Genomic DNA, 22,928 nt, shown 5'->3' on the forward strand with positions numbered 1-22,928 from the left:
CGGCGTCTTAATGGGGCGCCGCTTCATGCGCCAACCCGGTTTCCTGTATCGTCGGCATCCACAGCCGTGCCAGCACCGGGATCACCAGCAGGCTGCAGATCGGGGACAGCAGCATTCCGCCGACGATGACGCAAGCCAGCGGCTGCTGAACCTGCGAACCGATCCCCGTCGAGATCGCTGCAGGGACCAGGCCGATGCTGGCCGACAGCCCGGTCATGAAGATCTGCCGCATTCTTGTTTCGGCGGCGCTGATGATCGCGTCCTCCGTTCCCATGCCTTCATCGATTTCGCGCCGGATATAGGACATCAGGAGAATGCCATCCATCGCGGAGACGCCGAACAGCGAGATGAATCCGACCGCGGCCGAGACGCTGAAATTCAGGCCGCCGATATAGAGTCCCAGAATGCCGCCGGCCACCGCAAAGGGGATGCCCGACAGCGCCAGCAGGCTGTCGCGAATCGAATTGAACAGGCTGTACAGCAGCATCAGGATCAACAGCAGGCTCAATGGCACGATCAGCGCCAGCCGCTTCTTGGCATCGACCAGCGCGCCGTATTCGCCGGACCATTCCATCGAGTAGCCCTGCGGAAGCGGTACTTTCTTTCCGACACGGTCCTGCGCCTCGACCACGGTCGAGCCGAGATCGCGGTCGCGAACGCTGTATTTCAGCGGGATGAAGCGCTGGCTGTTCTCGCGGTAGATATAGGCCGCACCACTGACGAGCTTGACCTCGCCGAGATCGCCGAGCCGGATATAGGCGGTTGGCGTCTTCGGATCCGAGTTCGGCAGCGCCACCGGGATCGCGCGGATGGCATCGACGTCCCTGCGGAATTCGGGCGCCAGACGCACCGTCAGCGCGAAGATCATCTCGCCTTCATAGACCTTGGAGACTTCCTGGCCGCCGATCGCGGCCTGGACCACGGAATTGATGTCGCTGATCGAGAAGCCGTAGCGCGCGGCCTTGGCGCGATCGATCTGGACGACCAGATTGGGCTGGCCGAGCAGATTGAAACTGGCGGGGTCGGCGACGCCGCGCACGCCAGAGAGTTCGGTCTTCACCGATTTGGACAGCCGCTCCAGCTCGTTGAGGTCCTTGCCGAAGATCTTGATCGAGTTCTCGCCCTTCACGCCGGAGACGGCTTCCTCGATATTGTCCTGGATGTATTGCGAGAAGTTGAAATCGATGCCGACGAACTCGCGGTTGAGCTTCTCGCTCATCTGCTTGACCATCTGTTCCTTGGTCAGCCCCGCCGGCCAGGTGTCGGCCGGCTTGAGCGGGACAAAGAACTCCGCGAGGAACGATCCGTCAGGATCGGTGCCTTCCTCGCCGCGGCCCTGTTCGGAAAACACGGTCTGGACCGGCGGATAGCTCGATATGATGGCGCGGATCTTGGTCACCGTTTCCATCCCCGCTTCGAGCGTGATCGTCGGCGGCATCACGGCGCGGATCCAGAGATTGCCTTCTTCCAGCTTGGGCAGGAATTCGGTGCCGAGCCGAAAGCTCAAACTGAGGCACAGCGCGAGAAACACTGCGGCGATAACCGTGGAGCGGCGATAGTTGCGGACCGCGGGCACCAGAATGGCCTGGTAAACGGTGCGTATATGACGGACCACGAAGGTTTCGACTTCCCTGACATGGGCCGGCAGCAGGATCGAGGCCAGCACCGGCGTCACGGTGAAGGTGGCGATGACGGCGCCGAGCAGCGCATAGGCATAGGTGCGCGCCATCGGCCCGAAGATCTGCCCCTCGACGCCTTGCATCGTGAACAGCGGCAGGAAGGCCGCGATCGTGATGATCACCGAAAAGAAGATCGCCTTGTCGACCTCGATGGCGCCGGTCAGGATCCGGTGCAGCTTGTCGCTGAGCCGCGCCCGCCGATCCGGGGCTACCCCCGGCGTGTGGTGGGCGATATGGCGGAAGATGTTCTCCACCATGATCACGGTGCCGTCGACGATGATGCCGAGGTCGATGGCGCCGACCGACAACAAATTGGCGGACTCGCCCCGCATCACCGTGATCATGACCGCCAGGAACAGCGCCACCGGAATGTTCGCCGCGACGATGACCGCGCAGCGCAGATCGCCGAGAAAGACCCACTGGATCAGGAAGATCAGCGCGATCCCGAACAAGAGATTATGCAGCACGGTCTGCACCGTGATCGCAACGAGATCGCCGCGGTCATAGAACGGCACGATCTTGACGCCTGAGGGCAGCGATCCGTCGGTGTTGATCCGCTCCACCGCCGCGCGCACGCGCTTGACCACGTCCATGGTGCGTTCGAGCTTCTGCATCAGCACGATGCCGGTCACGACGTCGGTCTTGTCGTCGCGGCCGGCGAGACCGAGCCGGGGCGCGAACCCGATCTGGACCTTGGCGACGTCGGATACCAGCACCGGAACGCCGCCCTGCTGGGTCAGCACGATATTGCCGATGTCGTCCATCGAACTGATGACGCCGATGCTGCGGACATTGACCGACTGTTCGCCGATCGAGATGGTGCGGCCGCCGACATTGGAATTGCTGCCCGAGATCGCGGTCATGATCTGCGGCAGCGTCAGCCCGTAGGCCATCATGCGGTCGAGGTTGATCTCGGCCTGGAATTCCTTGGTCTTGCCACCGAGCACCGCGACGTCGGCGACCCCGGGCACGATGCGCAGCTTGCGTTCGACCACCCAGTCCTGCAGCGCCTTGAGCTTCATCACGTCCATGCCCGGCGGGCCGACCAGCTCGTAGCGGAAGATCTCGCTGATGCCGCCGGCGGGCGAGATCACCGGCAGCACGCCGGCCGGCAGCACCGCATCCTTCAGCCGGTTGAGGGTCTGCTGGCGCACGAAATGATAGTCGCGGCCGTATTCGAATTGCAGGCGGACGAAACCGAGCCCGTAGACGGTATTGGAGCGGATGAACTTCAGCCCCGGCGTAGAGGCGACCGCGATCTCGATCGGGATCGTGATGTAGCGCTCGACTTCCTCCGGCGACTGGCCCGCCTGCTGGGCGATGATCTCGACGATCGGCGGCGCCGGGTCGGGATAGGCCTCGATGTTCAGCATCAGGAAAGTGACGTAGCCGAGACCGAGAAAGGCCGCGAACGCGACCATCACCAGCAGCCGCCGCGACAGGCAAAACGCAATCAGACTACGCAGCATCCGTGGCCCCGGACTCTTTATTTGACGCGTTTTCTTGACGCGAACCGGTATCCACTTCGCTTGAAAACGCTATCAGAATCATTGACGCCACTCGTTGTCGACGAAGATCGCGCCGCGCGCGAGGACTTTTTCTCCGGCCTCGAGGCCGCTGCGAATTTGCGTCAGGCCGTCCTGCTGGATTCCGATCTCGACCGGACGACGCTTGAACAGCAAGGGTTCGGTCTCGACCCAAACGGTGGCCGTGTCGCCCTCGCGGATCACAGCGTCGGTCGGCACCGCGGGATTCCTCGATGTTTCGCCGATGCTGATCCTGAACATCGCGAACATCTCGGATTTGAGCGCATGATCCGCATTCTCGATCTCGGACCGGACCACGACCCGGCGCGTCGTCAGGTCCGACGTCGAATTGATGGCGTTGATGCGTGCCTTGAACACCCGGTTCGGCACGGCGGAAACCCTGGCCTCGATCTCCTGGCCGATCCGCACCTGCGCGATATCCTGCTCGAAGATCTGGGCCTTCAGCCACACCGTCGAGAGGTCGGCGATCGTGTACAGGGCCTCGCCGGAATCGGCTTTGACATATTGCCCCGGTCCGACCTTGCGCGAGACGACGGTGCCATCGATCGGCGCCGTGATCGTGGTCACGCGGTTCAGCATGCCATCCTGCTCGAGCTTGGAAATTTCCGCATCCGCGCGGCCCAAAATCCGCAGGCGGACGCGGGCGGCTTCGAACGCCGTGTCCGCCGATCGCAGGTCATGTTCGGCGGCGGCAAGCTGCGCTTCGGCCTGCTGCAGGTCCTTGGACGGCGCAGCCTTGCCTTCATGGAGATCGCGAACGCGCTTTTCAAGGATAACAGCCAGATTGTGCTGGGAGCCTGCCTTGCGTCTGGCGGCCTGGGCGGCGATGAAGTCGTTCTGCGGGACCAGTTGCTCGGGGCTGTCGATTTCCAGCAGCGGATCGCCCTTCTTGACCTGATCGCCGAGCTTGGCAACCAGACGGGTAACGCGGCCGGAGAACGGTGTCAGGACGATCGTGGAGGCATCCTCATTGTATCCGATCTGGCCGATCGCCGATCTTTGCGGGCGAAACGCAACTGTCTCAACCTTGGCGACCTGCAGCTGATGCATCTGATCGGGGACGACCCGGACAAAGTCCGCCCCCTTCATGGTGCCTTCGGCCAAAGCGAACGATGTCACGGCAGCCGATGCCGTCAACGACACGCCGAACAGGGCAATCAGCCAGGGAAAATGCGTTTTCGCCGTAATTGACATGCCCCGGACGATACCCCAGCCGCGCAACCCAAAACAAAGAAATTCGCGCGGACCAAAGCATGCCGCTCGGGCCGCAGCTAGGGGCGGGGAGCTTCAAACCACTGGAATATCCGCGTCCCGCCTCAATTGCCGAGCGTGATGTTGGCTTCCTGAATGATCCCTGCGAATTTGTCCGATTCCGAACGGACGAAGGCGCGCAGCTCGGCATCGGTCATGCTGCGGGACACGATGCCCTGGATCGCCAGTTTCTCCTTGATGTCGGCCCGCTGCATGATCTGCGGCATCACCTCGGCGAGACGGGCGAGGATCGGCGGTGACGAGCTGGCGGGCGCGAACATCGCAAACCAGTTGAGGAGCTCGTAGCCGGCCAGTCCCGGAGCGTCGCTGAGCGGCGCGACATCGGGCAGTTGCGGCATGCGCTCGCGCGAGGTGACGGCGACCGCGCGGATCTTGCCGGCCTGGATCAACGGCAGCGCGGCGGCAAGACTGGAGAAGCTCATGGTGACGGCGCCGACCGCGACGTCGGTCACCGCCGGCGCCGAGCCGCGATAGGGCACGTGCTGGACATCGGTGCCGGCCATCTTGTTCATCAGTTCGCCGGCGAGATGCTGGGGATTTCCGACGCCCGAGGACGAATAGCTCAGTTTGCCCTTGTTGGCCTTGGCGAAGGCGATCAGGTCCGCAGGCGTCCGCACCGGGGAGCCGTCGGCGACGACGACCACGCAGGGCACTATCCCGGCGAGCGCGATCGGCACCAGCTCGGTCTCGGGCTGATAGGTCATTTTCTCCTTGTAGAGATGCTTGTTGATCGTGACCTCGCCTGACGCCGCCATCAGCAGCGTGTGGCCGTCATTGCCCGCCTTGGCGACAGCCTGGGCCGCGATCATCGCGGCCGCACCGGCGCGGTTCTCGACGATCACGGGCTGCCCCAACACCTCCCGCATCGGATCGGCCACGAGCCGCGCCACAAGATCGACGCCGCCGCCGGCCGGATAGCCGACGAGAATGCGCATGGTGTGATCGGGATAGACGGATTGCGCCCATGCCGAGCGGGCGCCGGTGAGGGCGGCTGCGCTGGCTGCGATGAAGAAGCGCCGTGAGATCATGGTCGCGTCTCCCAATGGGTCGCTCTTGTTAGAGCGTAGGGCGGTTTAGCGACAGTGTAATCCGTCGTCCGAACCGAAGACAAAATGGCGGCACGCCTCCGGTTAACTAATCCACCCCACGGTCCTTAACTCCATTTCGATGTAAGCAATTCCGCTCTCAAACCCCTCTGTCTCCACGCTAAGGGTAGTGCTTATGGCCTTCCATCTCTTGTCGCGTTAGGACAATGGCGCGGCGCTCAAATCCTTTGTTTGGCATGCCTTGAAAGTTGCCAAACGTTCTTTTCCATCATTTGCAATCTTCTTCAATATCTCAACCAGGAGTACAGTCCAATTTTGAGGGTTGAGAATCGTGTCCGATTATCCTGCAAGCCAAAAACTCTGGCGCCATATGTCGTCTTCCCGGTCCATGTGGATGCTACAGCGCAAACTCCTCTGGATTGCGCGGTCGGATACTCTTAACGACCCATAAAATGCATTTCAGCTACGAGCGCATTTCAGATTCGACCTTTGAAGCAAATAGACGCATTGAAGCAAACAGCGTTTCATCATCGAACGCTTTCGCGGAAACCGCCATCGCGGTGATTGCTCGATAGTAAACATTGCGGGCATCGCGCTTGTGTGACGGATATCTATGGTGCTTCCAGGTGCCACTGACGTCGAACCCTTCTGGAAAGTACATGTCCATAATGTGCGGAGAGGCGGCGTGAACATACCCCGAATATGCTTTGGATATAGTTCTGCCTACATCTTTCGCTCTTTCTAGCTCCGCGCCAGACAATGAGCTGCCGTGTACGTAGGCGCGAATTTTGTCGCGCTTAACCATTCCTCGGCTCAAACGTGAGCCGACAACATCATTCTGGTCCGAAAATTCTTCTGCATAAAAATACCGAAGGTACTCCATATGGCGGTCCGTGATATCGCTATTGATTACAGCAAGGGCCAGAAACCAAATATCCTCTTCTATCTCGTCGAGGCCCCGCTGCATAATTCCTAGTTCCTGAAACAAGCCGCGTTCGAGGAGCGCTTCGACCGAATGCAAACTGCTAATCAATCGCGCTAGCTTTTGCACAATTGCCTGGCGTATTGATTGCTCCGCATACCGAAAGCGACCGTCGCGACCTCGCACGGGTTGCGGAACTTTCGTTTCGATTTGGCGAAACGCGTTCTCCAACGCCTGCAAAATAGGCCCGAAAAAGTAGGTCTTGGGCTGGGACAACGACAGTTCTCCTAGGGTCGAGGGACAAACTTGCGCAATGAAAAAATGGAATGATACTAACGAGCCGGCTTAATGATTTTGTCTCGCTTCTCCGCGCCGCGCCCACGTCATCCGTAACGGCCGCTGCAGCGCCTCTGCTGCTTCCCACGGCGTACGCATCCAGACATCGCGCTCCTCGCCGGTCGTGAGCACGTAGAGCGAATTAGACAGCGTAATTCGCTGTCCGGTCGAAGACAAAGTGACGGATTATGCCTGCGGCTAATCCCCTGCGGCCTGCAATGAAGAGGCCGCCAACTGAGGCGGCCTCTCTCTAACCATTGCTACTGTTGGAACGGAGCACCTTTACAGACAACGATTGTATCAGCCTCCTGCACTTTCCACTTTCCAGCTTCGCAGGTGTAGCGCAGGCGCTCTCCGTTACAGATCTGTGCGCCGGTTGAATAAATTCTATTCGCAAAGATACATGCATCCTTAGGAGCAGTTGGCGTTTGTTGTGCGCTCGCCTGCGCGATGCACCCTGCCGAAACAATCAAAACTGCAAACAACCTTCTCATTATCGCCCCCATTCAAGCGTGGAAGAATTCCACTCGCTTAGGTTAGGAGAATATGGTTGTACAATCAAATGATCCACAGCCAAATTCGGCTGCTCGTAAATCAAATTAGGCCATCAGCGACCAAGTACCAAGCGGCCTAAGAGAACGTACCGTGATCTTCGCCAATTCGGGTACGCGGAATTTGCATCCGATCGCTGTGGCGTTGGTTTGGGGGTTACCATGGCAAACAAGAGTAGCTGCTGTGACGGCTCGCATCAATCTGGCAAGTTCCTGCAGCTGTATGCCTGAGTGTGAACCACCAGCTTCTCCTGACGGAAGCGGCAAGTATCTGCTGATATTCAGCGCGTAGGGCGGATTAGCGACAGCGTAATCCGCCGTCCGAACCGAAGACAGAGGGGCGCATTACGCCTTCCGCCTTCGTTCCTTGGGGCTCGGGTGGACAAGTCCGCTGACCAGCCCCCACAAGGCTGCATCGGCGGCCTTCCAAGTAATTTCCGATTCACGGAAATTATGCTTGACAACTTCGCCAAATCAGAATATATCGGTTTCGTCTCATCCCTTCACGAGGGGCGTATCGCGATCGTCACGGACGTGGGGTGGGATGCGGTGGACGTCGATGTTGCGCTTGACGGGCGCAGCAGAGGCGTACGGCGAAAGCATGTGGTCCTGGCGCCCGTAACGGCGTCAAGTCTTGCGGAGCGATCTGCGAGGCGACGGTGGCAATAGAGGCCGTCTCACCGGGGAGAGCGCGTTATAAGCCGTAAAGCCATTGCGCAGGGAATGTCGGATGTTCTCCGCTGCCCTGTATGCTCATGTGCAGTGTTCTTTGCACTATTCGCACATGAGACCGCGGGTGCAGCGCGCATCCGGCATTCCCTGCTCCCTTGTTTTGGGGAGAAACAGCATCAACCACTCGGGCGCATCGCGCCGCGGGATCGCGAACTCGTATCTGGAATTTGGGCGCCGTCATTGCGAGCGAAGCGAAGCAATCCATCGCGCGGCATCAATAAAGCAAAGCATGGATTGCTTCGCTGCGCTCGCAATGACGACCAAGCTGTTTGAAATTCAAATCACTGCATCGAGGCCGCAATCTTCTCCGCTGACATCAGCACCGGAAAATTGGTGTTGGCGCAGGGCACGACCGGGAAGATCGAGGCGTCGACGACGCGCAGGCCCTGCACGCCCTTGACGCGGCCTTCGGTGTCGACGACTGACATCGGATCCTCCGGCCGGCCCATGCGGCAGGAGCAGGAGGCGTGCCACACGCCGATGGTTCCCTTGCGCACGAAGGTCTCCAGCGCCTCGTCGTCGTTGATCACGTCGTCGAACGAAAATCCTTCGACCACGAAATTGTCGATCATGTAATGGCGCAGCGCCGCTGGGCCGTCCATCAGGGTGGCGGCGATTTTGGTGAGGATCCTGTTCTTGTTGTTGACCACGCCGATCTTGCGCACGCGGTCGGTATAGGAGGCAGGGAAGGGCTTGTCGGTGACCGCCTTGACGGCGTCACTCATTTGCACCGCCGCCATCTTGCGGAAACCGCTCATCAGGCGATCGAGGTCGCGCCGGTCGGACAACAGGTTGAACTCGACGATCGGTTCAGCCGCCGGGTCGCGCGAGGCGAGCTTGACCTGTCCGGTTTCGGAATAGGTCTTGTTGACGAATGTCAGCGCCGAGCCGATTTGCTCGCCGACCGCATGCCAGGCCGATTTGCTCAGCACCACGACGAACATGTCGCCCTTCGGCACGCCGGGCAGTCCGGACGAATAACGCAAGCCGACCTGCATGTGACGCCTGGTATGCCCGTTCATGCGCGCGCCGCGGCGGACAAAAGAGGACAGCGAAATCGAGGGATGATCCATCAGGCGCTGGCCGACACCTTCAAGTCCCATCAGGACGGGAATTCCCATGTCCTTGAGGTGACCGACCGGGCCGATGCCGGCGCGCAGCAGATGCGCCGGCGAATGGATGGCGCCGCTGCAGAGAATGATCTCGCGGCCGCGGAATTCCTGCTCCTTGCCGTTGACGAGGGCCTTCACGCCGACGCAATGCGTGCCTTCGAACAGCAATTCCCTGACCTGCGTGTTGGTGGAGATCGTGAGATTGGCGCGCTTGCGCGTTTCGCGATCGAGATAGCCCATCGCGGCCGAGACGCGTTGCTCGGCCTGATTGGAATGGGTCACGGGGAAATAGCCGTCGACGAACTCGCCGTTCTGGTCCGGCAGGAATTGATGGCCGGCCTGCTGGAAGGCGTCAGCGAAAGCCTGCGAATGCTTCGTCCAGTGCTCCCTGGGGATTCGTCGCACCGGGATGCGGCCATCCTTGCCATGGAACGGCCCGTCGAAATCAAGGTCGCGCTCGACCTTCTTGAAGTAGGGCAGCACGTCCTTCCAACTCCAGCCGGTGGCGCCCCGCGCGTCCCATTCATCATAGTCGGTCGGTGCGCCGCGGTTGGCCATCTGGCCGTTGATCGAGGAGCCGCCGCCCAGCACCCGCGCCTGCTCGTATTTGCGCAAGGGCGGACGCCCCTCGTTGGGATTGTTATGGCTGACGATCTGCGTCGTGACCTTGAGTTCGGTCCAGTGGAAGCGCGGATCGAAATAGGCGGTGCCCGGATAGCTATCCCTGATCTCGGCCGGCTCGTTGCCGGGCGGGGTGTCCTGGCCGGCTTCGCACAGCAGGACCTTGTTGGCGCTTTTGGCCGACAGCCGATGCGCCATGACCGAACCAGCCGAACCGCCGCCTACGATGATCGTGTCATACACTTTGGCATTTCCTCTTGTTGTTGATCTTGTTGCCGGGGAAGGTAGCGCAGCTCCGCGTCCGGGTCACGCCCGGCTGTCGCCGCCGTCCACGAGAGCGAATCGTCACGGATGTTCGGACGGGCGGCCGGTCTCGTCATGCAAAATCCGCTCGGCGGCCCCCTCGAGATCGTCGTACTGCCCGTTTTTGAGCGACCACATGAAGGCCGCCAGTGCGGTCAGGCCGATCCCGAGCGCGATCGGTATCAGATAGAAATAATCCTTCATTCGGCCGCCTCCATCATGGCCTTGGCCGAAAGTTGTGCATCCGCACCAGCGCGTGGCGCGATCTTTCGCGGGCTCCTGAGGCGTAGCGCGTTGGCGACCACCAGCATCGACGATGCAGACATCGCCACGGCTGCGACCAGCGGCGTCACATAGCCCATGATGGCGACGGGGACCGCGACCAGATTATAGGCGATCGCCAGGGCGAAGTTTTGCCGAACGAGCCGTCTGGAATTGCGTGCGACGGAAATAGCCTGAGGCACGGCGGACAGGCTCTCGCGCAAGAACACCAGATCGGCTGCGTTACGTCCGATATCCGCCGCGGTAGCCGGCGCCATCGAGGCATGCGCGGCCACCAGCGCCGGCGTATCGTTCAAGCCGTCGCCGACCATGAGAACCTTCCGGCCCGAAGCTTCAAGCGCTGCGATGTGCGCGATCTTTCCGGCGGGCATTACCGAAGCGAAGCAGGGAACATCGAGTTGTCGAGCCATTGGCGCTACCGCGGCTTCACGATCGCCGGAAACCACCTGGACCAGAATGCCGGCGTGCTTCAGTTCGGTCACCGCCGTCGATGCATCCGCGCGCAAAAAATCCTCGAAACGAAACTCGGCCAGGCGGTTTCCGTCTTTGGAAAGCACGACGAACTCATCACCTGGCATCCGCCCGGCGTTGTCCGGGCTCGCAACTGCCCATTCCGGCCGGCCGAGCCGGTAAGTGATAATGCCGGAGCGCGCCTCAAGACCGAATCCGGGGTGCTCGGAGACTTCATCGAATACGATGCGAGACGGCGGAAGATCGGCGGCGGCTTCGACCAACGCGCGCGAATAGGGGTGGCGGGAGTGACTGGCCAGTGCAGCCGCAATCCCGGTTGCCTGCCGGTCCATGCTGTCAGATCCGAGCAGGCGAGGACGGCCCAGCGTCAGCGTTCCGGTCTTGTCAAACACGACCGTGTCGATTTCGGCAAGGCGCTCAAGGGCGCCGCCGTCCTTCACCATGATGCCGCTCTCGAACAGCCGCCGGGCCGCGACGACCTGCACCATGGGTACCGCGAGGCCAAGCGCGCAAGGACAGGTAATGATCAGAACCGCAATGGCGATCGTCAGCGCGCGGTGAATATCGCCGGTTGCGAGGAGCCAGCCGGCAAGCGCGAACAGCGCCGTGAGATGGACGATCGGCGCGTACAGACTGGCGGCACGGTCGGCGATGCGGCGATAGGCCGAGCGACCCTGTTCGGCGGCCTCCATCATCCGCACCATCTCGCCCAGGAAGGAATTGTCCGGCGTCGCCGTCGCGACGATGGTCAGCGGCCCTGTCAGGTTCAAGGTGCCCGCGCGCAGCAGGGATCCGACGGTCGCCGGCTCCGGTGTCTGCTCTCCGGAGACCAGCGAAGCATCCAGTTCGGACGTTCCCTTGGTAACGGTTGCGTCGACCGGCACACGTTCGCCTGCCGCCAGCATGATGGTCATGCCGGTCTGGATTTCGTTCACCGGAAGATAGACCTGCTTGCCGTCCGCTTGCAGCACCCGCGCGCCACGTGCCGCGAGTTGCGCCAGTCCCTTCACGGCCAGCCGGGCCCGTTCGCGCATCATGTGATCGAGCGTGCGGCCGATCAGCAGGAAGAACAGCAGCGAGATTGACGCATCGAAATAGGCGTGCGGCCCATGCTGCGTGGTGTCGTAAAGGCTCATGCCGAAGGCGAGCAGCACACCGATGGAGATCGGTACATCCATATTGGTGCGCCGATGCCGTAGAGCCTGCCATGCGGAACGGAAAAATATCCGGCCGGAATATGCCAGCGCGGGTAGCGCGATGATGGCCGACAGCCAGTGAAACAGGTCGCGTGTCTCGGACTCAGCGCCCGACCAGACCGAGACGGAAAGCAACATGATGTTGCTGGCGGCGAATCCCGCGACCGCCAGCGCGCGGATCAATTCCGACAGCTCACCGTTCCCGTCATCCGACTCGATGTCGAACAAATGGGCTTCAAAACCGGCCTGCTTGAGCGTTTCGAGGAAAGGCGGCGGAGCGCTTTCGGCGTGCCATCTGACGGTCACGCGCCTGGTCGAGAGGTTGACGCGGGCGCTTTCCACGCCGGCAAGCCCGCCGAGTGCCTTTTCGATGGTCCGGATGCATACCCCGCAATGCACCGTGGGCACCGACAGATCAGTCTGGCGCACGCCATCGGCCACGATGCGGCTCGCGAGCAGGACTTCCTCGCCGTTCCCGGCCGCATCCCGAGCAAGCAATGCCGATTCGGCTCCCGGTGCGCAGCAACCCATCGCAGGAACTCCAACCGTCTCGTTATGCTAGGGACCGCATCGTTCGATAGGCGTGCCAGCTTCCGTGTCCCAGCACCGGGAAAACGACGATCATTCCCAACAGGCCGGTGACGATGCCGACAAAAATCAACGCAAGCATGATCGCCGCCCAGGTCAGCATGACCGGAAGATTGTTCCAGACCAGCGCCATGCTGGTGCCCATGGCGGTCAGCGCATCGGTGCGCTCGCTCAGCAGCATCGGAATCGAAAAGGCGCTGATGGCGAATGCGAAGGCCGCAAACAGGCCGCCCACCGCGCCGCCGACCACCAGCATCGCCCAACCGATCTCCGTCGTGAACAGCATCGGGATGATATGGTCGAGGCCGGGAAAAGGACGCAGGCCGAAAAACAGCGCATAAAGGATGACCGCCGCGCGCATCCACAATAGCGTCAGCCCAAGAAGCAGCACGCCTGCGAACAGAATCTGACCGCCTGAATCCGGCCTGACGAAGATCATGTTCCACAGGCTGACGGGCCTGCCTTCCTCGATGCGCCGGCTCTTTTCGTAAAGTCCGATTCCAATGATCGGCCCAGCCACCATGAAGCCGGCAAACGCAGGAAGCAGGATATAGTCGAGGCGCAGGGCAAACAGGCCGACGACGGTGACGACCGACACCAGAAATACCAGCACCCCGTAACTGATGCTGGCCGCCGGATTGATCTTGAAATCGCGCCAGCCGGCCGAGAGCCAGCCCAAAGCGGCTGCGGGGGCGACGTTGCGCTTCCAGGTTTGCGCTTGCGGCAGCGGCGGAACAACGTCCGGGATCGAAATCATCGCCGATCTCCCTGCATTCTCACCGCGGTGTGCATGACGACTTTGCCGCGCTGAATTTTCCGTCCCCAGGGCTGCCTTCGCCCTGGCGGACATGCGCAACGCACTCCGGTTGCGATGTGACCGCCATATAGACCAGGTGCGAGTTGGCGATCAGCACCAATAGCAGCCCGGCACCGACCGCGGCCCAAACAACGGCCTTTGTCCTGAACTGCGCCGTCGCTGCGCCGGTGTCGCTCATCGCTGCTCCCGACGAAGATCGAACAGGTAAAGCGTGAGAATCTTGCGGTCGAGCGGCGAAAGTCTTCCCTCCCAGCCTGGCATCTGGCCTTGCCGGCCGCTCCACACCGTCGTGTAGATCGATTCCGCGTCGCCACCGTAGATCCAGAGCCGATCGGTCAGATCAGGTCCACCGAGATCAGCCTTGCCCTTGGCGTCGTCGCCGTGGCAGGCGACGCAATTGGCGGCGAAGACGGCCTTGCCGGCGTCGATCTTCGCCGCGGGCACGTCCTTTGCGACAGCCGGATCGGAAAGACTGCGCACATAGTTCACGACGTTTTCGACTTCGTCCTTTTTGAGCATCTGATCGCGCCCGAACGCCATCATTTGCGACGTCCTGGTCTGCGGATGTGTCGAATTGATACCGACGCGGATGGTTTCGGAGATGCTTTCGGGATCGCCGCCCCAAAGCCATGACGCCGTCGTCAGGTTCGGAAATCCGTGGCCGCCCCGTGCATTCGATCCGTGGCACGGCGCGCAATTGTCGCCGAACAGCGTCCGGCCGGTCTGCCGCACCCGTTCCATCAATTGTGGATCGGCCTGGATCTCCTTGAAGCTTTCAGCCTCGACGCGCCTGGTCCAGACGCCGCGTTCGAGAGCGGCCTGCTTCACGCTCTCCGTGACGACGTTGCGCTGGTCAATGCCGAGCAGGCCCTTGGTGTAGGTCACACCGAGCGGCCACGCCGGCATCAGCACCCAGTAGCCGACGGCGAACAACGCCGTCACGATCAAAAAGAAATAGACCGGTCGCGGCACCGGCGTGTTCAATTCCTTGATGCCGTTCCACTCATGACCGGTGGTCATGTAGCCGGTGTATGGATCGCGTTCTTCTACCGCCATGGCTGATCCCTGTGCGGCTTGTCCTCATGGTCGAGGATCGATTGCGCGGCCTCGTCGAAATGCTTTTTGTTCGACGGCCAGAACGCATAGACCAGCACGCCGATCGAGAGCGCGATCAGATAGAACAGGCCGAACGACTTCGAGAACCAAACCACAAAATCATTGTCCATGATCAACCTCCCGCCGCGGCGACCGGCTTATGCGCAGCATCGGTCAGCTTGCCGAGAATCTGCAGATAGGCGACCAGGGCATCGAGTTCGGTAAGATTGCCCGGTTTGCCGTCGAAGGCCCTTACATTCGTCGCCGCGCCATATCGCTTGGTGACCCCTTCCGCGTAAGGCGTATCGGGCGCCGCCTGACCGTAGGCATCCAACCTCGCATTGGCGATCATCTCGTCGGTATAGGGGACGCCGACCTTGCGCAATGCCGCCAGGTGCGCGCCGAGGTCATCGCTCCGCAGTTCTGTGCGCCCGAGCCATGAATAATGCGGCATTACTGATTGAGGAACCACGTCGCGCGGGTTGTTGAGATGCCGCACGTGCCATTCGTCCGAATATTTGTTGCCCATGCGCGCCAGGTCGGGACCGGTCCGCTTCGATCCCCAGAGCATCGGGTGATCATATTTGGATTCGACGGCGAGCGAATACGGGCCGTAGCGCTCAACCTCGTCGCGCAAGGTCCGGATCATCTGGGAATGGCAGGCATAACAGCCTTCGCGGATGTAGATGTTGCGGCCTGCGATTTCGAGCGGGGTGTAGACCCGCATGTTCGGCGCGTCCTCGACGGTCTGATGGATCGTGAACAGCGGAATGATCTCGACCGCGCCGCCGATGCTGGCCGCAACGATGATGGCGAGCAGAAAGCCGATGGTCTTGCGCTCAAGCCGGTAATGCAGGTTGAACATGTGCGTTCACTCCGCCGGTTGAGGCGCGGTAGCGCCTGCGAGCGCGGGAACGGGGCGATCGGCCAGCCTTTGGTCGGCCGGCTGATCCGCGGTCCGAATGGTCATCCAGATGTTGTAGCAGGCGACCAGCGCGCCGATCAGGAAGAAGAGGCCGCCGATGGCGCGCGCGATATAGTAGGGATGCATCGCAACCACGGATTCGACGAAGGAATAGGCGAGCGTTCCGCTTTCATTGTAAGTCCGCCACATCAGCCCCTGGATGATGCCGGAATTCCACATCGCAAAGACGTAGATTACCGTACCAGCGAGCGCGAGCCAGAAGTGCACTTCCACCAGCCTGGCGGAATACATGCGCTCGCGCTTCCAGAGCCACGGCACCGAGGCATAGATGGCGCCGAACGTGATCATCGCGACCCAGCCGAGGGCGCCCACATGGACGTGCCCGACGGTCCAGTCCGTATAGTGCGACAGCGAGTTCACCGAACGGATGGCCATGAACGAGCCTTCAAAGGTGACCAGACCGTAAAACACCGCCGCGACCATCATGAAGCGCAAGGTCGCGTCGTCGCGGACCTTGTGCCAGGCGCCGTTCAGCGTGAGCAGCGCGTTGCCGGCCGAGGCCCATGACGGCACCAGCAGCATGACCGAGAACGTCATGCCGAGCGTCTGCACCCACTGCGGCAACGCCGTGTAATGCAGATGATGCGAGCCCGCCCACATGTACATGAAGGTGATGCCCCAGAAGCTGATGATCGACAGCCGATAGGAGAAGATCGGGCGGCCGGCGCGGACCGGCAGGTAGTAGTACATCATGCCGAGGAAACCGGCGGTCAGGAAGAACGCAACGGCGTTGTGGCCGTACCACCACTGCGTCATCGCATCCTGCACGCCGGAGAATGCCGAGTAGCTCTTGGCATGACCAAGTGACACCGGAATCGCCAGATTGTTGACGATGTGCAGGATTGCCACGACCAGAATGAAGGCCATGTAGTACCAGTTCGACACGTAGATATGCGGCTCTTTGCGGCGAACCAGCGTTCGCAAATAGATGATGAAGTAGGTGACCCAGACGATCACCAGCCAGATGTCCGCATACCATTCCGGTTCGGCATATTCCTTCGACTGCGTGACGCCCATCAGGTAGCCGGTTGCGGCGATGACGCAGAACAGATTGTAGCCGAGCAGCACGAACCACGGGCTCAACTGGTCAGGCAGGCGCGCGCGCGTGGTTCGCTGCAGGACATAGAACGAGGTTGCGATCAGGGCGTTGCCGCCGAAGCCGAAGATCACGCCGGAGGTGTGCACGGGGCGGAGGCGTCCGAAGCTCGACCAGGCTGCATCAAACGTCAGGTCCGGGTAGGCGAGTTGCCACGCGATCCAGTCGCCGACAAAAAGTGCCGGCACGAGCCAGACCATCGCGAGGATAATGCCCATCCGGCTGGGATCGTCGAAATAGCGCTCCAGCCGGTCGTCGCCGGGCTCCGGGTCGTAATAGCTGGAAATGACGCCGAACGCTCCCAATATGCCCGCCAGCAGCACGATGGCGCCATGAACGCCCAGCACGTTGTCCTGCGCGACGGCTACCATCGCCAATCCGCACACCGACACCGCAACTAGAATTATCAGCGCAAGCTGCCGTTCGTATTTTGTCAGTTGGGCAATCATGGGTCGCAGCTTTCTCCAGGAAGTGGGAAGCCGGCAAGTCAAGCACCATCGTGTGCCCTGGCCCGACGAAGGTCGGTCGGGCCAATAGGTGCAGGCTACTCCATCGTGGCAATCCGTCCAAATGAGTTTTCTGAGTCTTGTGGTCAGCGGCAAGCCAGAAGGCTAAACGAGCGCAAGGAAGGCCTCAGCTTTCGCCCAAGTTTTAGGAAAGCTTGGGGGCTTGTCTGTGCAAGAACGGACCTGCGCAGCAAGCCCGGCGCATGTCCGTTTTTGCATAGTCAGGCGCATTCGTCCCCAGCGAACATTCCGTCACGCGAGACATAACCGCTGCATTGCCGGTGGCGATGGTCTGGAAGGAGTTTGACGCTGCGCCGCAGCAGGTTTCATCGATTGACCGAATGATCGATTGGGATTTAGCTCCACGTGGCCCCGAGATTGTTCGATTGACTGAGCCATAGCCGCTGCCCAAGCTCGATTTCACAAAGAGGTTGGCGAACATACCACGGGGGCGCGCAAAGAATGCGCCGACAAATACCGCCACACTGATGAAGTGCCTGAGATAGCGATTGTAGCGCATGCAGGACACCATCCTGCTCCTCAACCAAAGGAGTTCGACATGTCACAGTCAACGATCCAACAGGGTAGCTCGGATTCCGCTCAAGAGCTTGGAGACGAATCCTTCATGTCGGCCGCGGAGTTGCGCAACTACGTGATGAAGACCGAGATGGCCAAGGCGTCGAAAGACGTCGGTGATATGGCCGCCAAGGCGCGCGCGGAGCTCATCAGGTCGTTGATGGAACCAGTCGCGGTCACGCCTGAAAAGATTGCCGAGGTAAAGCGGCGGGTGCTCGGCCAACTGAGGGCCGCTGCATTAAAGGGTAACAAGGAAGTTCTGGTCATGCGCTTCCCGAATGCGCTGTGCTCGGACAAGGGGCGCGCGCTCAACAATCTGGAAAAGGGATGGCCGACCACCTTGCTTGGGAGACCTCTTCAAGCCTTCGAGTTCTGGCGCGACCACCTGCAGCCCCAAGGCTATGGCCTGAAGGCGATGATCGTGGATTGGCCGGCGGGCCTGCCGGGAGATGTCGGCTTCTTCCTGACCTGGGAAGAAGCGAAGCGGTGACAGCTGGGGGGACTGAAATATGAACCAGGTAGCCAGGAAGAATCGCAAAAGCGAGGAGACCAGCGCTCCGGTGCTCAAGCGCAAGGAGTACGAGGAGAAGTTGCGCAAGCTGCACGTCGAACTCGTCAAGCTTCAGGAATGGGTGAAGCACGAGGGCAAGAAGGTGTGCGTGGTCTTCGAGGGACGAGATGGCGCCGGCAAGGGTGGTGTCATCAAGGCCATCACCGAAAGGGTCAGCCCGCGCGTTTTCCGCGTCATTGCCATGGCCGCTCCGACGGAACGCGAGAAGTCGCAAATGTACGTCCAGCGCTACGTGCCGCATTTTCCTTCCGCCGGAGAGATCGTGATCTTCGATCGCAGCTGGTACAATCGCGCCGGGGTCGAACGGGTCATGGGTTTTTGCACGGAGGATCAGGCCAAGGGTTTCCTGAGGGTGGTCCCTAACGTCGAAAAGGCCATGGTCGAATCGGGAATTATACTTTTCAAGTACTGGCTTGAGGTCAGTCCGGAGGAGCAAACCAACCGGCTCGCAGCGCGAATCGACGACAAGCGAAAGATCTGGAAGCTGTCCCAGATGGATTTGGATTCCTATACGCGATGGGATGATTACACGCGATGTCGAGACGACATGTTCCGGGCGACCGACACCGCGTGGGCGCCATGGTTTATCGCGCGATCCGACAACAAGAGGCAGGCGCGACTCAACATCATCTCGCACCTGCTCTCCAGCATTCCCTACAAGAAAGTGCCCCGAGGGGATGTCAAATTGCCGAAACGCAAGGTTACCTCCGGCAAGCCGCTTCGTGGTTCTCTGAGAATCGTGCCGGCGGCAGATTGATGAACGTATGGTCTCATTTGGCGATACGCGTCGGCGCCGCTCCGATTGTGCCCCGTCGCTCATAAAGCAGAGCATTCATGATCGAATCCGATTCATCGGTCGCGGAACGAGATCTCCCTTGGAGCTTGGTGCATCCCGTAAACGACAACAACGGAGGATCCGACATGGCTGAAGCGGTTCGGAGCATAAGGCTTGGCCCGACGTATCGCATTCGTCTCGCGATCGGGATATTTGCCGTTTTGACAGGGCCGCTAATTGTTTCATCTGCAGCGCAGTCAAGGGATCTGACCGGGGCCTGGGTGACCAATGCTGGGGCGTGCAAGAAGATCTTTACAGGGGGTGGCGCCAAACTCACCTTCGCCAGGGACGCGGATGTGTATGGCAGCGGATTTATCTATGAGAAAAACAGGCTCCGAGGAAAAATCGCGACTTGCCAGATCAAGACACAGAAAGAAGACGGTGACGTGTTGCACCTCATTGCCAATTGTTCGACCGATGTCGCGCTCGCCACGGTTCAATTCAGCCTCAAGATTGACAATGAAAACCAGATAACCCGTCTTTTCCCTGGAATGCCGGAACTCAAGACAGAGTACTTTCGTTGCGCTCCATGAATGCGAAGCAGTGTTAGTCCGCCGTTTTACTGAGTTGAGTAATGGTCAAGCGAGCCAATTCTGAAAGCGGCCCGACCGGCGGCTGAATTTCAACGGCCGTCTCACCTGGGCGTGTCGCGTGAAGGCGCTCACCTATGTCGGAAGTAGCTAGATTTTCAGCGATTGAGACACTGCGCGATGGACGCCGCGTTGAAATCCGCGCACTCAGGCACGAGGATCGGAGCGGCCTCGAACAAGCCGTCAGTCGTGCCAGCGCCGAGTCTCTCCGCCGCCGTTTCTTTTCGGTAAGACGCCATTTTCCGAACAGGAATTGGAGTTCTTGTCGGACATCGACTTTGTCAACCAGGTCGCCTTGGCCGAGGCTGCAGTTGCGGCCTTCAACAGCGCGCGGGGCGGATTAGCGACAGCGTAATCCGCCGTCCGAACCAAGATAAAATGGCGGATTGCGCCTTCGGCTAATCCGCCTACGGTCCAGGGATGATGGCTCTTAAAGCCTCGTCGCCTGCCGGCGTGATGCAGTACGATCGGCCGTCTGGTTGTTTTTCAATCCAGCCTTTCGCGAACATTCCCGCAATAACTTGCTTTCCTGCCGGATGCATCTGTTCTGGCCGAAGCCCGCGCGTAGGGCTCATCTTTTGTAACGCGGTGCGCTCCGTGGCGTGCGGAATGTGACTAGGCCGCGCCGGCATTCATTTCCCCTTCGCCTTCGGCCCCAACTCTACAAGCTCCGGGCATTGCTAATAGGTCAGCGGCAGCACTCGTTGCACAATCGCGCCGAGGCAAACGAGCACCACGAGCAACTTGAGGAGATTTGCCAGTCGGCCGTCGGTAGCGAACTTGTCGATCGCCCAAAAGCAGATTGCGCCGACGACGACGATAATTAAGACCCCAATCAAAACTGAAATCATGTTGCCCTCGGAGTGTTGTCGATTCCTATTTCGCCTTCGCCTTTAGGCCCAGTGCCACCAGGCGGCGGATGGCGTGCGCTCGGGTCAGCGTTTTGTCAGATGACGATGCAATCCAGGCATCAATTGCGACCAGTTCGGAAGGGTGCCAGCGCTCGCCAACTTGAATGCCCTTGCCAGTCGGCGGCGGCCCCCGTTTTTTCTTTGGTACCACGCCTGTCTTTGCCATAAACCATGGTACCATAGAAACAAGCCGGGTCGAAGCTGGAACTTCCGCTCCGGCGCTTGCTCGAAGAGGCCGCCAACTGAGGCCGCCTATCCGGGTTCGGAACTGACGTTGTTGCAGCCATAGCAGCGGAATATCCTCGCGGCTGGATGGGGTCCGAGGCCGCGAAGATCAGTCAAATGCTTCATAGGCTCGCCGCATTGCTCACAGGCGAGCGAAGGTGATTGGTCTGGCGGGGCCAATGCGTCGGTCAACGAAACGGGTTCAATTCAACGCCCGCCTCTACCTCCCGGAGCTGCTGAATTAGATCGTCGCGTCGCTTGCAAGGCGGAAGCGTTTCCATGTCCGCTCGAACTTTGCGAGCCAGATCGATCAGGCGTTCTTCAAGTGTCGTGCTGTAATCGAACTCGTGGCGCTGCATGGCTTTACTCCGGAGCCTTCAGTTCGCTGTATTGCCAGCCTGCCGTCTCCGACTTCATCGGATCGCGCGCGACGGTGCGCGTCTGCGTGTGATCGCACTTGGTGCACTCAAAGGTCCGGCTGTCGTAGCTCTCGGAGGCCGGGCTGATTCTGGCCAACATCATTCGGTTGGAGCACTTTGGGCAGCGGGGCCGCTCGATAGGAATTAGCGACGGTTCTGCACGGGCGTGAGGTTGGGGCATGTGATGCGTCCCTGCATCCGGCGGAAGTGCAACGTTCTCAGTCGCCGGTAAACCATCATGCCGCGTCGCAATACCAAACCGCTGGTCAAAACAGCTCACATCCAAGAATATTGGCCGGAGTCCGTTACGGCTCAGGTAGGCGTGCTGCCAACTTCTTCACGTCCGCCGTCCGGTCCAGGGCAAGTGCAGCAAATTGGAGTGCACAGGCCGCGCGGGGATAGCGACGCGCGGACCAAAGGCGCAATCAGCACCGGCAGCAAGATCACCGGCACCGTCGCAGCGCGATGGTGGAAAATGAAAGAGGCCGCCACCTGGGGCAGCCTCTCATAAAGCTATTGGGCCAATTGAGGCGCTGACCTTGCTTTATTTCTTAACGCGATTCCCCCGAACTCGTTCGGCTGGCGAGGGCGTGCCATTCAATTGCAATCTCGGCCCAAGCGGCCCGAGTATCAGGGTCGGTCGCCTCTCGCCCAAGCTTCTCGCACGCTAAAGCCTTGAGCCGGTATTTTTGTGCTGGATTGGTCATGTGCCACGCTCCGTGATGGGTGGGAGTCTGAAGCACTCTCTCACCGGTAGGTGCCCCAAAATGCGGTGATACGAGCAAACGTTTTCAGTTGTGGGGCGTTCCCCAGACCGGGGCGCGGCCCGATATCGGAACAATGCTGTCTGCAACCGCTTGCTAATCTGGAGGTTGCCGATGCCCCGCTACTTTTTTGATGTTAAGAACGGCCACAGGCTTTTTGATTCATCAGGCTTTGTTTGCGATGACGATACCGCTGCAATCATCAGGGCGACGGTGCTCGCCGTAGGCGTTTCACTCGATAAGCCCGAGGACGATCCTGAACGCCGCATCGCGATAATCAATGATGCGGGACGGGAGATTGGCACCGTGCCGGTATATTCCAGGCCTTCATACGAGAACCCGACCCAATAAAACCGAGGCATCGTTTGCGGTGGCGTTTATTTAGCGAAAGGAATCCCGAGATTTCGGGCCTTCGCTCGAATGACCATTACCGAGCGCCTCAGCACAAGGGCCGCATTCTCAGCGGTTGATCCGGCGGCGATAAGCGCCGTCAGGTGCTCGATTTGAGCCAATGTCCATGTTCTGCTGCTGATACGCACCATCATTTATCCGCCCGTCTCGGGCAATTTGTCGCGAAAGAGAAGCCTTAGTACGTAGGGCAGATTGTAGTGCTGATCACAGTGCGCGCACAGGAATGCTGCGCCGCCAATTTTTGCCCGCACCAACCTCATGGGCGTCCAGCAGTTCGGGCAATTTGGAAAGGGTCTGTGGGTGGTCGAGGAAATGTTTTGCGGCATGAAGCTCCCGCGCTGCAATCAGGCGGGAGCACAACACTCTCAGTCACCGGTAACTGCCAAAGGCATTGCGGCGATACGGGTCTAATCGTTCAAGTTGTATACGGTTCCGGAATTGCTGGGGACATTGCGACTTGAATCAGTGT

Annotated in this window: 22 protein-coding genes; 4 read left to right on the top strand and 18 right to left on the bottom strand. The window is 60.2% G+C overall.

Annotated features, from left to right (window positions below; translation table 11 throughout):
* Positions 1 to 7: 7 nt before the first annotated feature.
* From JQ600_RS32340 to JQ600_RS32405, 14 genes are all read right to left on the bottom strand, one after another.
* The gene (locus JQ600_RS32340) at positions 8 to 3,148 is read right to left on the bottom strand and encodes an efflux RND transporter permease subunit (protein WP_212392351.1); all 3,141 of its coding nucleotides are present in this window, start codon (positions 3,146 to 3,148) and stop codon (positions 8 to 10) included.
* Positions 3,149 to 3,226: 78 nt separating this feature from the next.
* Entirely contained in the window at positions 3,227 to 4,420 is a 1,194-nt protein-coding gene (locus JQ600_RS32345) for an efflux RND transporter periplasmic adaptor subunit (protein WP_212392352.1), read from the bottom strand.
* A gap of 122 nt (positions 4,421 to 4,542) precedes the next feature.
* Positions 4,543 to 5,526 (bottom strand): tripartite tricarboxylate transporter substrate binding protein, encoded by a 984-nt coding sequence (locus tag JQ600_RS32350; protein WP_212392353.1) that lies wholly within the window; start codon positions 5,524 to 5,526, stop codon positions 4,543 to 4,545.
* Between the two features lie 481 nt (positions 5,527 to 6,007).
* Complete coding sequence (locus JQ600_RS32355; protein WP_212490304.1) at positions 6,008 to 6,742, bottom strand: hypothetical protein; 735 nt, start codon at positions 6,740 to 6,742, stop codon at positions 6,008 to 6,010.
* Positions 6,743 to 8,366: 1,624 nt separating this feature from the next.
* A complete protein-coding gene (locus JQ600_RS32360; RefSeq protein ID WP_212390329.1) occupies positions 8,367 to 10,061 on the bottom strand; it encodes a GMC oxidoreductase in 1,695 nt (564 codons plus the stop codon).
* Positions 10,062 to 10,163: 102 nt separating this feature from the next.
* Positions 10,164 to 10,325 (bottom strand): cbb3-type cytochrome oxidase assembly protein CcoS, encoded by a 162-nt coding sequence (ccoS, locus tag JQ600_RS32365; protein ID WP_212390330.1) that lies wholly within the window; start codon positions 10,323 to 10,325, stop codon positions 10,164 to 10,166.
* The gene (locus JQ600_RS32370) at positions 10,322 to 12,601 is read right to left on the bottom strand and encodes a cation-translocating P-type ATPase (RefSeq protein WP_212490305.1); all 2,280 of its coding nucleotides are present in this window, start codon (positions 12,599 to 12,601) and stop codon (positions 10,322 to 10,324) included. Before JQ600_RS32370 ends, ccoS begins: the two co-directional genes overlap by 4 nt.
* 22 nt (positions 12,602 to 12,623) lie before the next feature.
* The gene (locus JQ600_RS32375) at positions 12,624 to 13,415 is read right to left on the bottom strand and encodes a DUF2189 domain-containing protein (RefSeq protein WP_212390332.1); all 792 of its coding nucleotides are present in this window, start codon (positions 13,413 to 13,415) and stop codon (positions 12,624 to 12,626) included.
* A 19-nt stretch (positions 13,416 to 13,434) separates the two neighbouring features.
* On the bottom strand, positions 13,435 to 13,653 hold the full coding sequence (locus tag JQ600_RS32380) for a hypothetical protein (protein ID WP_212390333.1): 219 nt from the start codon (positions 13,651 to 13,653) through the stop codon (positions 13,435 to 13,437).
* Positions 13,650 to 14,531, bottom strand: a complete 882-nt coding sequence (gene ccoP, locus JQ600_RS32385) for a cytochrome-c oxidase, cbb3-type subunit III (RefSeq protein ID WP_212390334.1) — start codon at positions 14,529 to 14,531, stop codon at positions 13,650 to 13,652. The genes JQ600_RS32380 and ccoP overlap by 4 nt, the downstream gene beginning before the upstream one ends.
* On the bottom strand, positions 14,522 to 14,701 hold the full coding sequence (locus tag JQ600_RS32390) for a cbb3-type cytochrome oxidase subunit 3 (RefSeq protein ID WP_409363322.1): 180 nt from the start codon (positions 14,699 to 14,701) through the stop codon (positions 14,522 to 14,524). The genes ccoP and JQ600_RS32390 overlap by 10 nt, the downstream gene beginning before the upstream one ends.
* A gap of 2 nt (positions 14,702 to 14,703) precedes the next feature.
* On the bottom strand, positions 14,704 to 15,435 hold the full coding sequence (gene ccoO / locus JQ600_RS32395; protein ID WP_212269798.1) for a cytochrome-c oxidase, cbb3-type subunit II: 732 nt from the start codon (positions 15,433 to 15,435) through the stop codon (positions 14,704 to 14,706).
* Positions 15,436 to 15,441: 6 nt separating this feature from the next.
* A complete protein-coding gene (gene ccoN / locus JQ600_RS32400) occupies positions 15,442 to 17,100 on the bottom strand; it encodes a cytochrome-c oxidase, cbb3-type subunit I (RefSeq protein ID WP_212390335.1) in 1,659 nt (552 codons plus the stop codon).
* Between the two features lie 202 nt (positions 17,101 to 17,302).
* The gene (locus JQ600_RS32405) at positions 17,303 to 17,677 is read right to left on the bottom strand and encodes a hypothetical protein (protein ID WP_212390336.1); all 375 of its coding nucleotides are present in this window, start codon (positions 17,675 to 17,677) and stop codon (positions 17,303 to 17,305) included.
* Positions 17,678 to 17,716: 39 nt separating this feature from the next.
* On the opposite strand from JQ600_RS32405, the gene JQ600_RS32410 reads away from it, so the two are divergent.
* The 3 genes from JQ600_RS32410 (at position 17,717) to JQ600_RS32420 (ending at position 19,672) form a co-directional block, all read left to right on the top strand.
* A complete protein-coding gene (locus tag JQ600_RS32410; RefSeq protein ID WP_212269795.1) occupies positions 17,717 to 18,223 on the top strand; it encodes a hypothetical protein in 507 nt (168 codons plus the stop codon).
* Positions 18,224 to 18,242: 19 nt separating this feature from the next.
* Positions 18,243 to 19,061, top strand: a complete 819-nt coding sequence (ppk2, locus tag JQ600_RS32415; protein ID WP_212390337.1) for a polyphosphate kinase 2 — start codon at positions 18,243 to 18,245, stop codon at positions 19,059 to 19,061.
* 77 nt (positions 19,062 to 19,138) lie between these two features.
* Positions 19,139 to 19,672 carry a hypothetical protein gene (locus JQ600_RS32420; RefSeq protein WP_212390338.1) on the top strand — a complete coding sequence of 178 codons (534 nt, stop codon included), beginning with the start codon at positions 19,139 to 19,141 and terminating at the stop codon, positions 19,670 to 19,672.
* Between the two features lie 737 nt (positions 19,673 to 20,409).
* Here JQ600_RS32420 and JQ600_RS32425 read toward each other — a convergent pair.
* The 4 genes from JQ600_RS32425 to JQ600_RS37095 all read right to left on the bottom strand — a co-directional run bounded on the left by JQ600_RS32425 (position 20,410) and on the right by JQ600_RS37095 (position 21,381).
* Positions 20,410 to 20,580 carry a hypothetical protein gene (locus tag JQ600_RS32425; protein ID WP_154070762.1) on the bottom strand — a complete coding sequence of 57 codons (171 nt, stop codon included), beginning with the start codon at positions 20,578 to 20,580 and terminating at the stop codon, positions 20,410 to 20,412.
* Positions 20,581 to 20,605: 25 nt separating this feature from the next.
* Positions 20,606 to 20,806 (bottom strand): hypothetical protein, encoded by a 201-nt coding sequence (locus JQ600_RS32430; protein WP_212269792.1) that lies wholly within the window; start codon positions 20,804 to 20,806, stop codon positions 20,606 to 20,608.
* A gap of 247 nt (positions 20,807 to 21,053) precedes the next feature.
* Positions 21,054 to 21,224: a hypothetical protein gene (locus tag JQ600_RS32435; protein ID WP_212269791.1), complete on the bottom strand. Its 171-nt coding sequence runs from the start codon at positions 21,222 to 21,224 to the stop codon at positions 21,054 to 21,056.
* 4 nt (positions 21,225 to 21,228) lie between these two features.
* Positions 21,229 to 21,381: a response regulator gene (locus JQ600_RS37095; RefSeq protein WP_249133066.1), complete on the bottom strand. Its 153-nt coding sequence runs from the start codon at positions 21,379 to 21,381 to the stop codon at positions 21,229 to 21,231.
* A 781-nt stretch (positions 21,382 to 22,162) separates the two neighbouring features.
* On the opposite strand from JQ600_RS37095, the gene JQ600_RS32445 reads away from it, so the two are divergent.
* Entirely contained in the window at positions 22,163 to 22,399 is a 237-nt protein-coding gene (locus JQ600_RS32445) for a DUF6894 family protein (protein WP_212390339.1), read from the top strand.
* Positions 22,400 to 22,928: the final 529 nt, after the last annotated feature.

The sequence above is a fragment of the Bradyrhizobium sp. AUGA SZCCT0176 genome (genome assembly GCF_018130145.1).
Taxonomy (GTDB): domain Bacteria; phylum Pseudomonadota; class Alphaproteobacteria; order Rhizobiales; family Xanthobacteraceae; genus Bradyrhizobium.

Excerpts from the sequence above, each read along its gene's own strand:
- JQ600_RS32430 (WP_212269792.1), bottom strand. The coding sequence starts at position 20,806 with ATGGCAAAGACAGGCGTGGTACCAAAGAAAAAACGGGGGCCGCCGCCG.
- JQ600_RS32420 (WP_212390338.1), top strand. The coding sequence starts at position 19,139 with ATGATCGAATCCGATTCATCGGTCGCGGAACGAGATCTCCCTTGGAGC.
- JQ600_RS32405 (WP_212390336.1), bottom strand. The coding sequence starts at position 17,677 with ATGCGCTACAATCGCTATCTCAGGCACTTCATCAGTGTGGCGGTATTT.
- JQ600_RS32425 (WP_154070762.1), bottom strand. The coding sequence starts at position 20,580 with ATGATTTCAGTTTTGATTGGGGTCTTAATTATCGTCGTCGTCGGCGCA.
- JQ600_RS32340 (WP_212392351.1), bottom strand. The coding sequence starts at position 3,148 with ATGCTGCGTAGTCTGATTGCGTTTTGCCTGTCGCGGCGGCTGCTGGTG.
- JQ600_RS32370 (WP_212490305.1), bottom strand. The coding sequence starts at position 12,601 with ATGGGTTGCTGCGCACCGGGAGCCGAATCGGCATTGCTTGCTCGGGAT.
- JQ600_RS32350 (WP_212392353.1), bottom strand. The coding sequence starts at position 5,526 with ATGATCTCACGGCGCTTCTTCATCGCAGCCAGCGCAGCCGCCCTCACC.
- ccoN (WP_212390335.1), bottom strand. The coding sequence starts at position 17,100 with ATGATTGCCCAACTGACAAAATACGAACGGCAGCTTGCGCTGATAATT.
- ccoP (WP_212390334.1), bottom strand. The coding sequence starts at position 14,531 with ATGGCGGTAGAAGAACGCGATCCATACACCGGCTACATGACCACCGGT.
- JQ600_RS32380 (WP_212390333.1), bottom strand. The coding sequence starts at position 13,653 with ATGAGCGACACCGGCGCAGCGACGGCGCAGTTCAGGACAAAGGCCGTT.
- ccoS (WP_212390330.1), bottom strand. The coding sequence starts at position 10,325 with ATGAAGGATTATTTCTATCTGATACCGATCGCGCTCGGGATCGGCCTG.
- JQ600_RS32390 (WP_409363322.1), bottom strand. The coding sequence starts at position 14,701 with ATGGACAATGATTTTGTGGTTTGGTTCTCGAAGTCGTTCGGCCTGTTC.
- ccoO (WP_212269798.1), bottom strand. The coding sequence starts at position 15,435 with ATGTTCAACCTGCATTACCGGCTTGAGCGCAAGACCATCGGCTTTCTG.
- JQ600_RS32435 (WP_212269791.1), bottom strand. The coding sequence starts at position 21,224 with ATGCAGCGCCACGAGTTCGATTACAGCACGACACTTGAAGAACGCCTG.
- JQ600_RS32345 (WP_212392352.1), bottom strand. The coding sequence starts at position 4,420 with ATGTCAATTACGGCGAAAACGCATTTTCCCTGGCTGATTGCCCTGTTC.
- JQ600_RS32410 (WP_212269795.1), top strand. The coding sequence starts at position 17,717 with ATGTCACAGTCAACGATCCAACAGGGTAGCTCGGATTCCGCTCAAGAG.
- ppk2 (WP_212390337.1), top strand. The coding sequence starts at position 18,243 with ATGAACCAGGTAGCCAGGAAGAATCGCAAAAGCGAGGAGACCAGCGCT.
- JQ600_RS32375 (WP_212390332.1), bottom strand. The coding sequence starts at position 13,415 with ATGATTTCGATCCCGGACGTTGTTCCGCCGCTGCCGCAAGCGCAAACC.
- JQ600_RS32445 (WP_212390339.1), top strand. The coding sequence starts at position 22,163 with ATGCCCCGCTACTTTTTTGATGTTAAGAACGGCCACAGGCTTTTTGAT.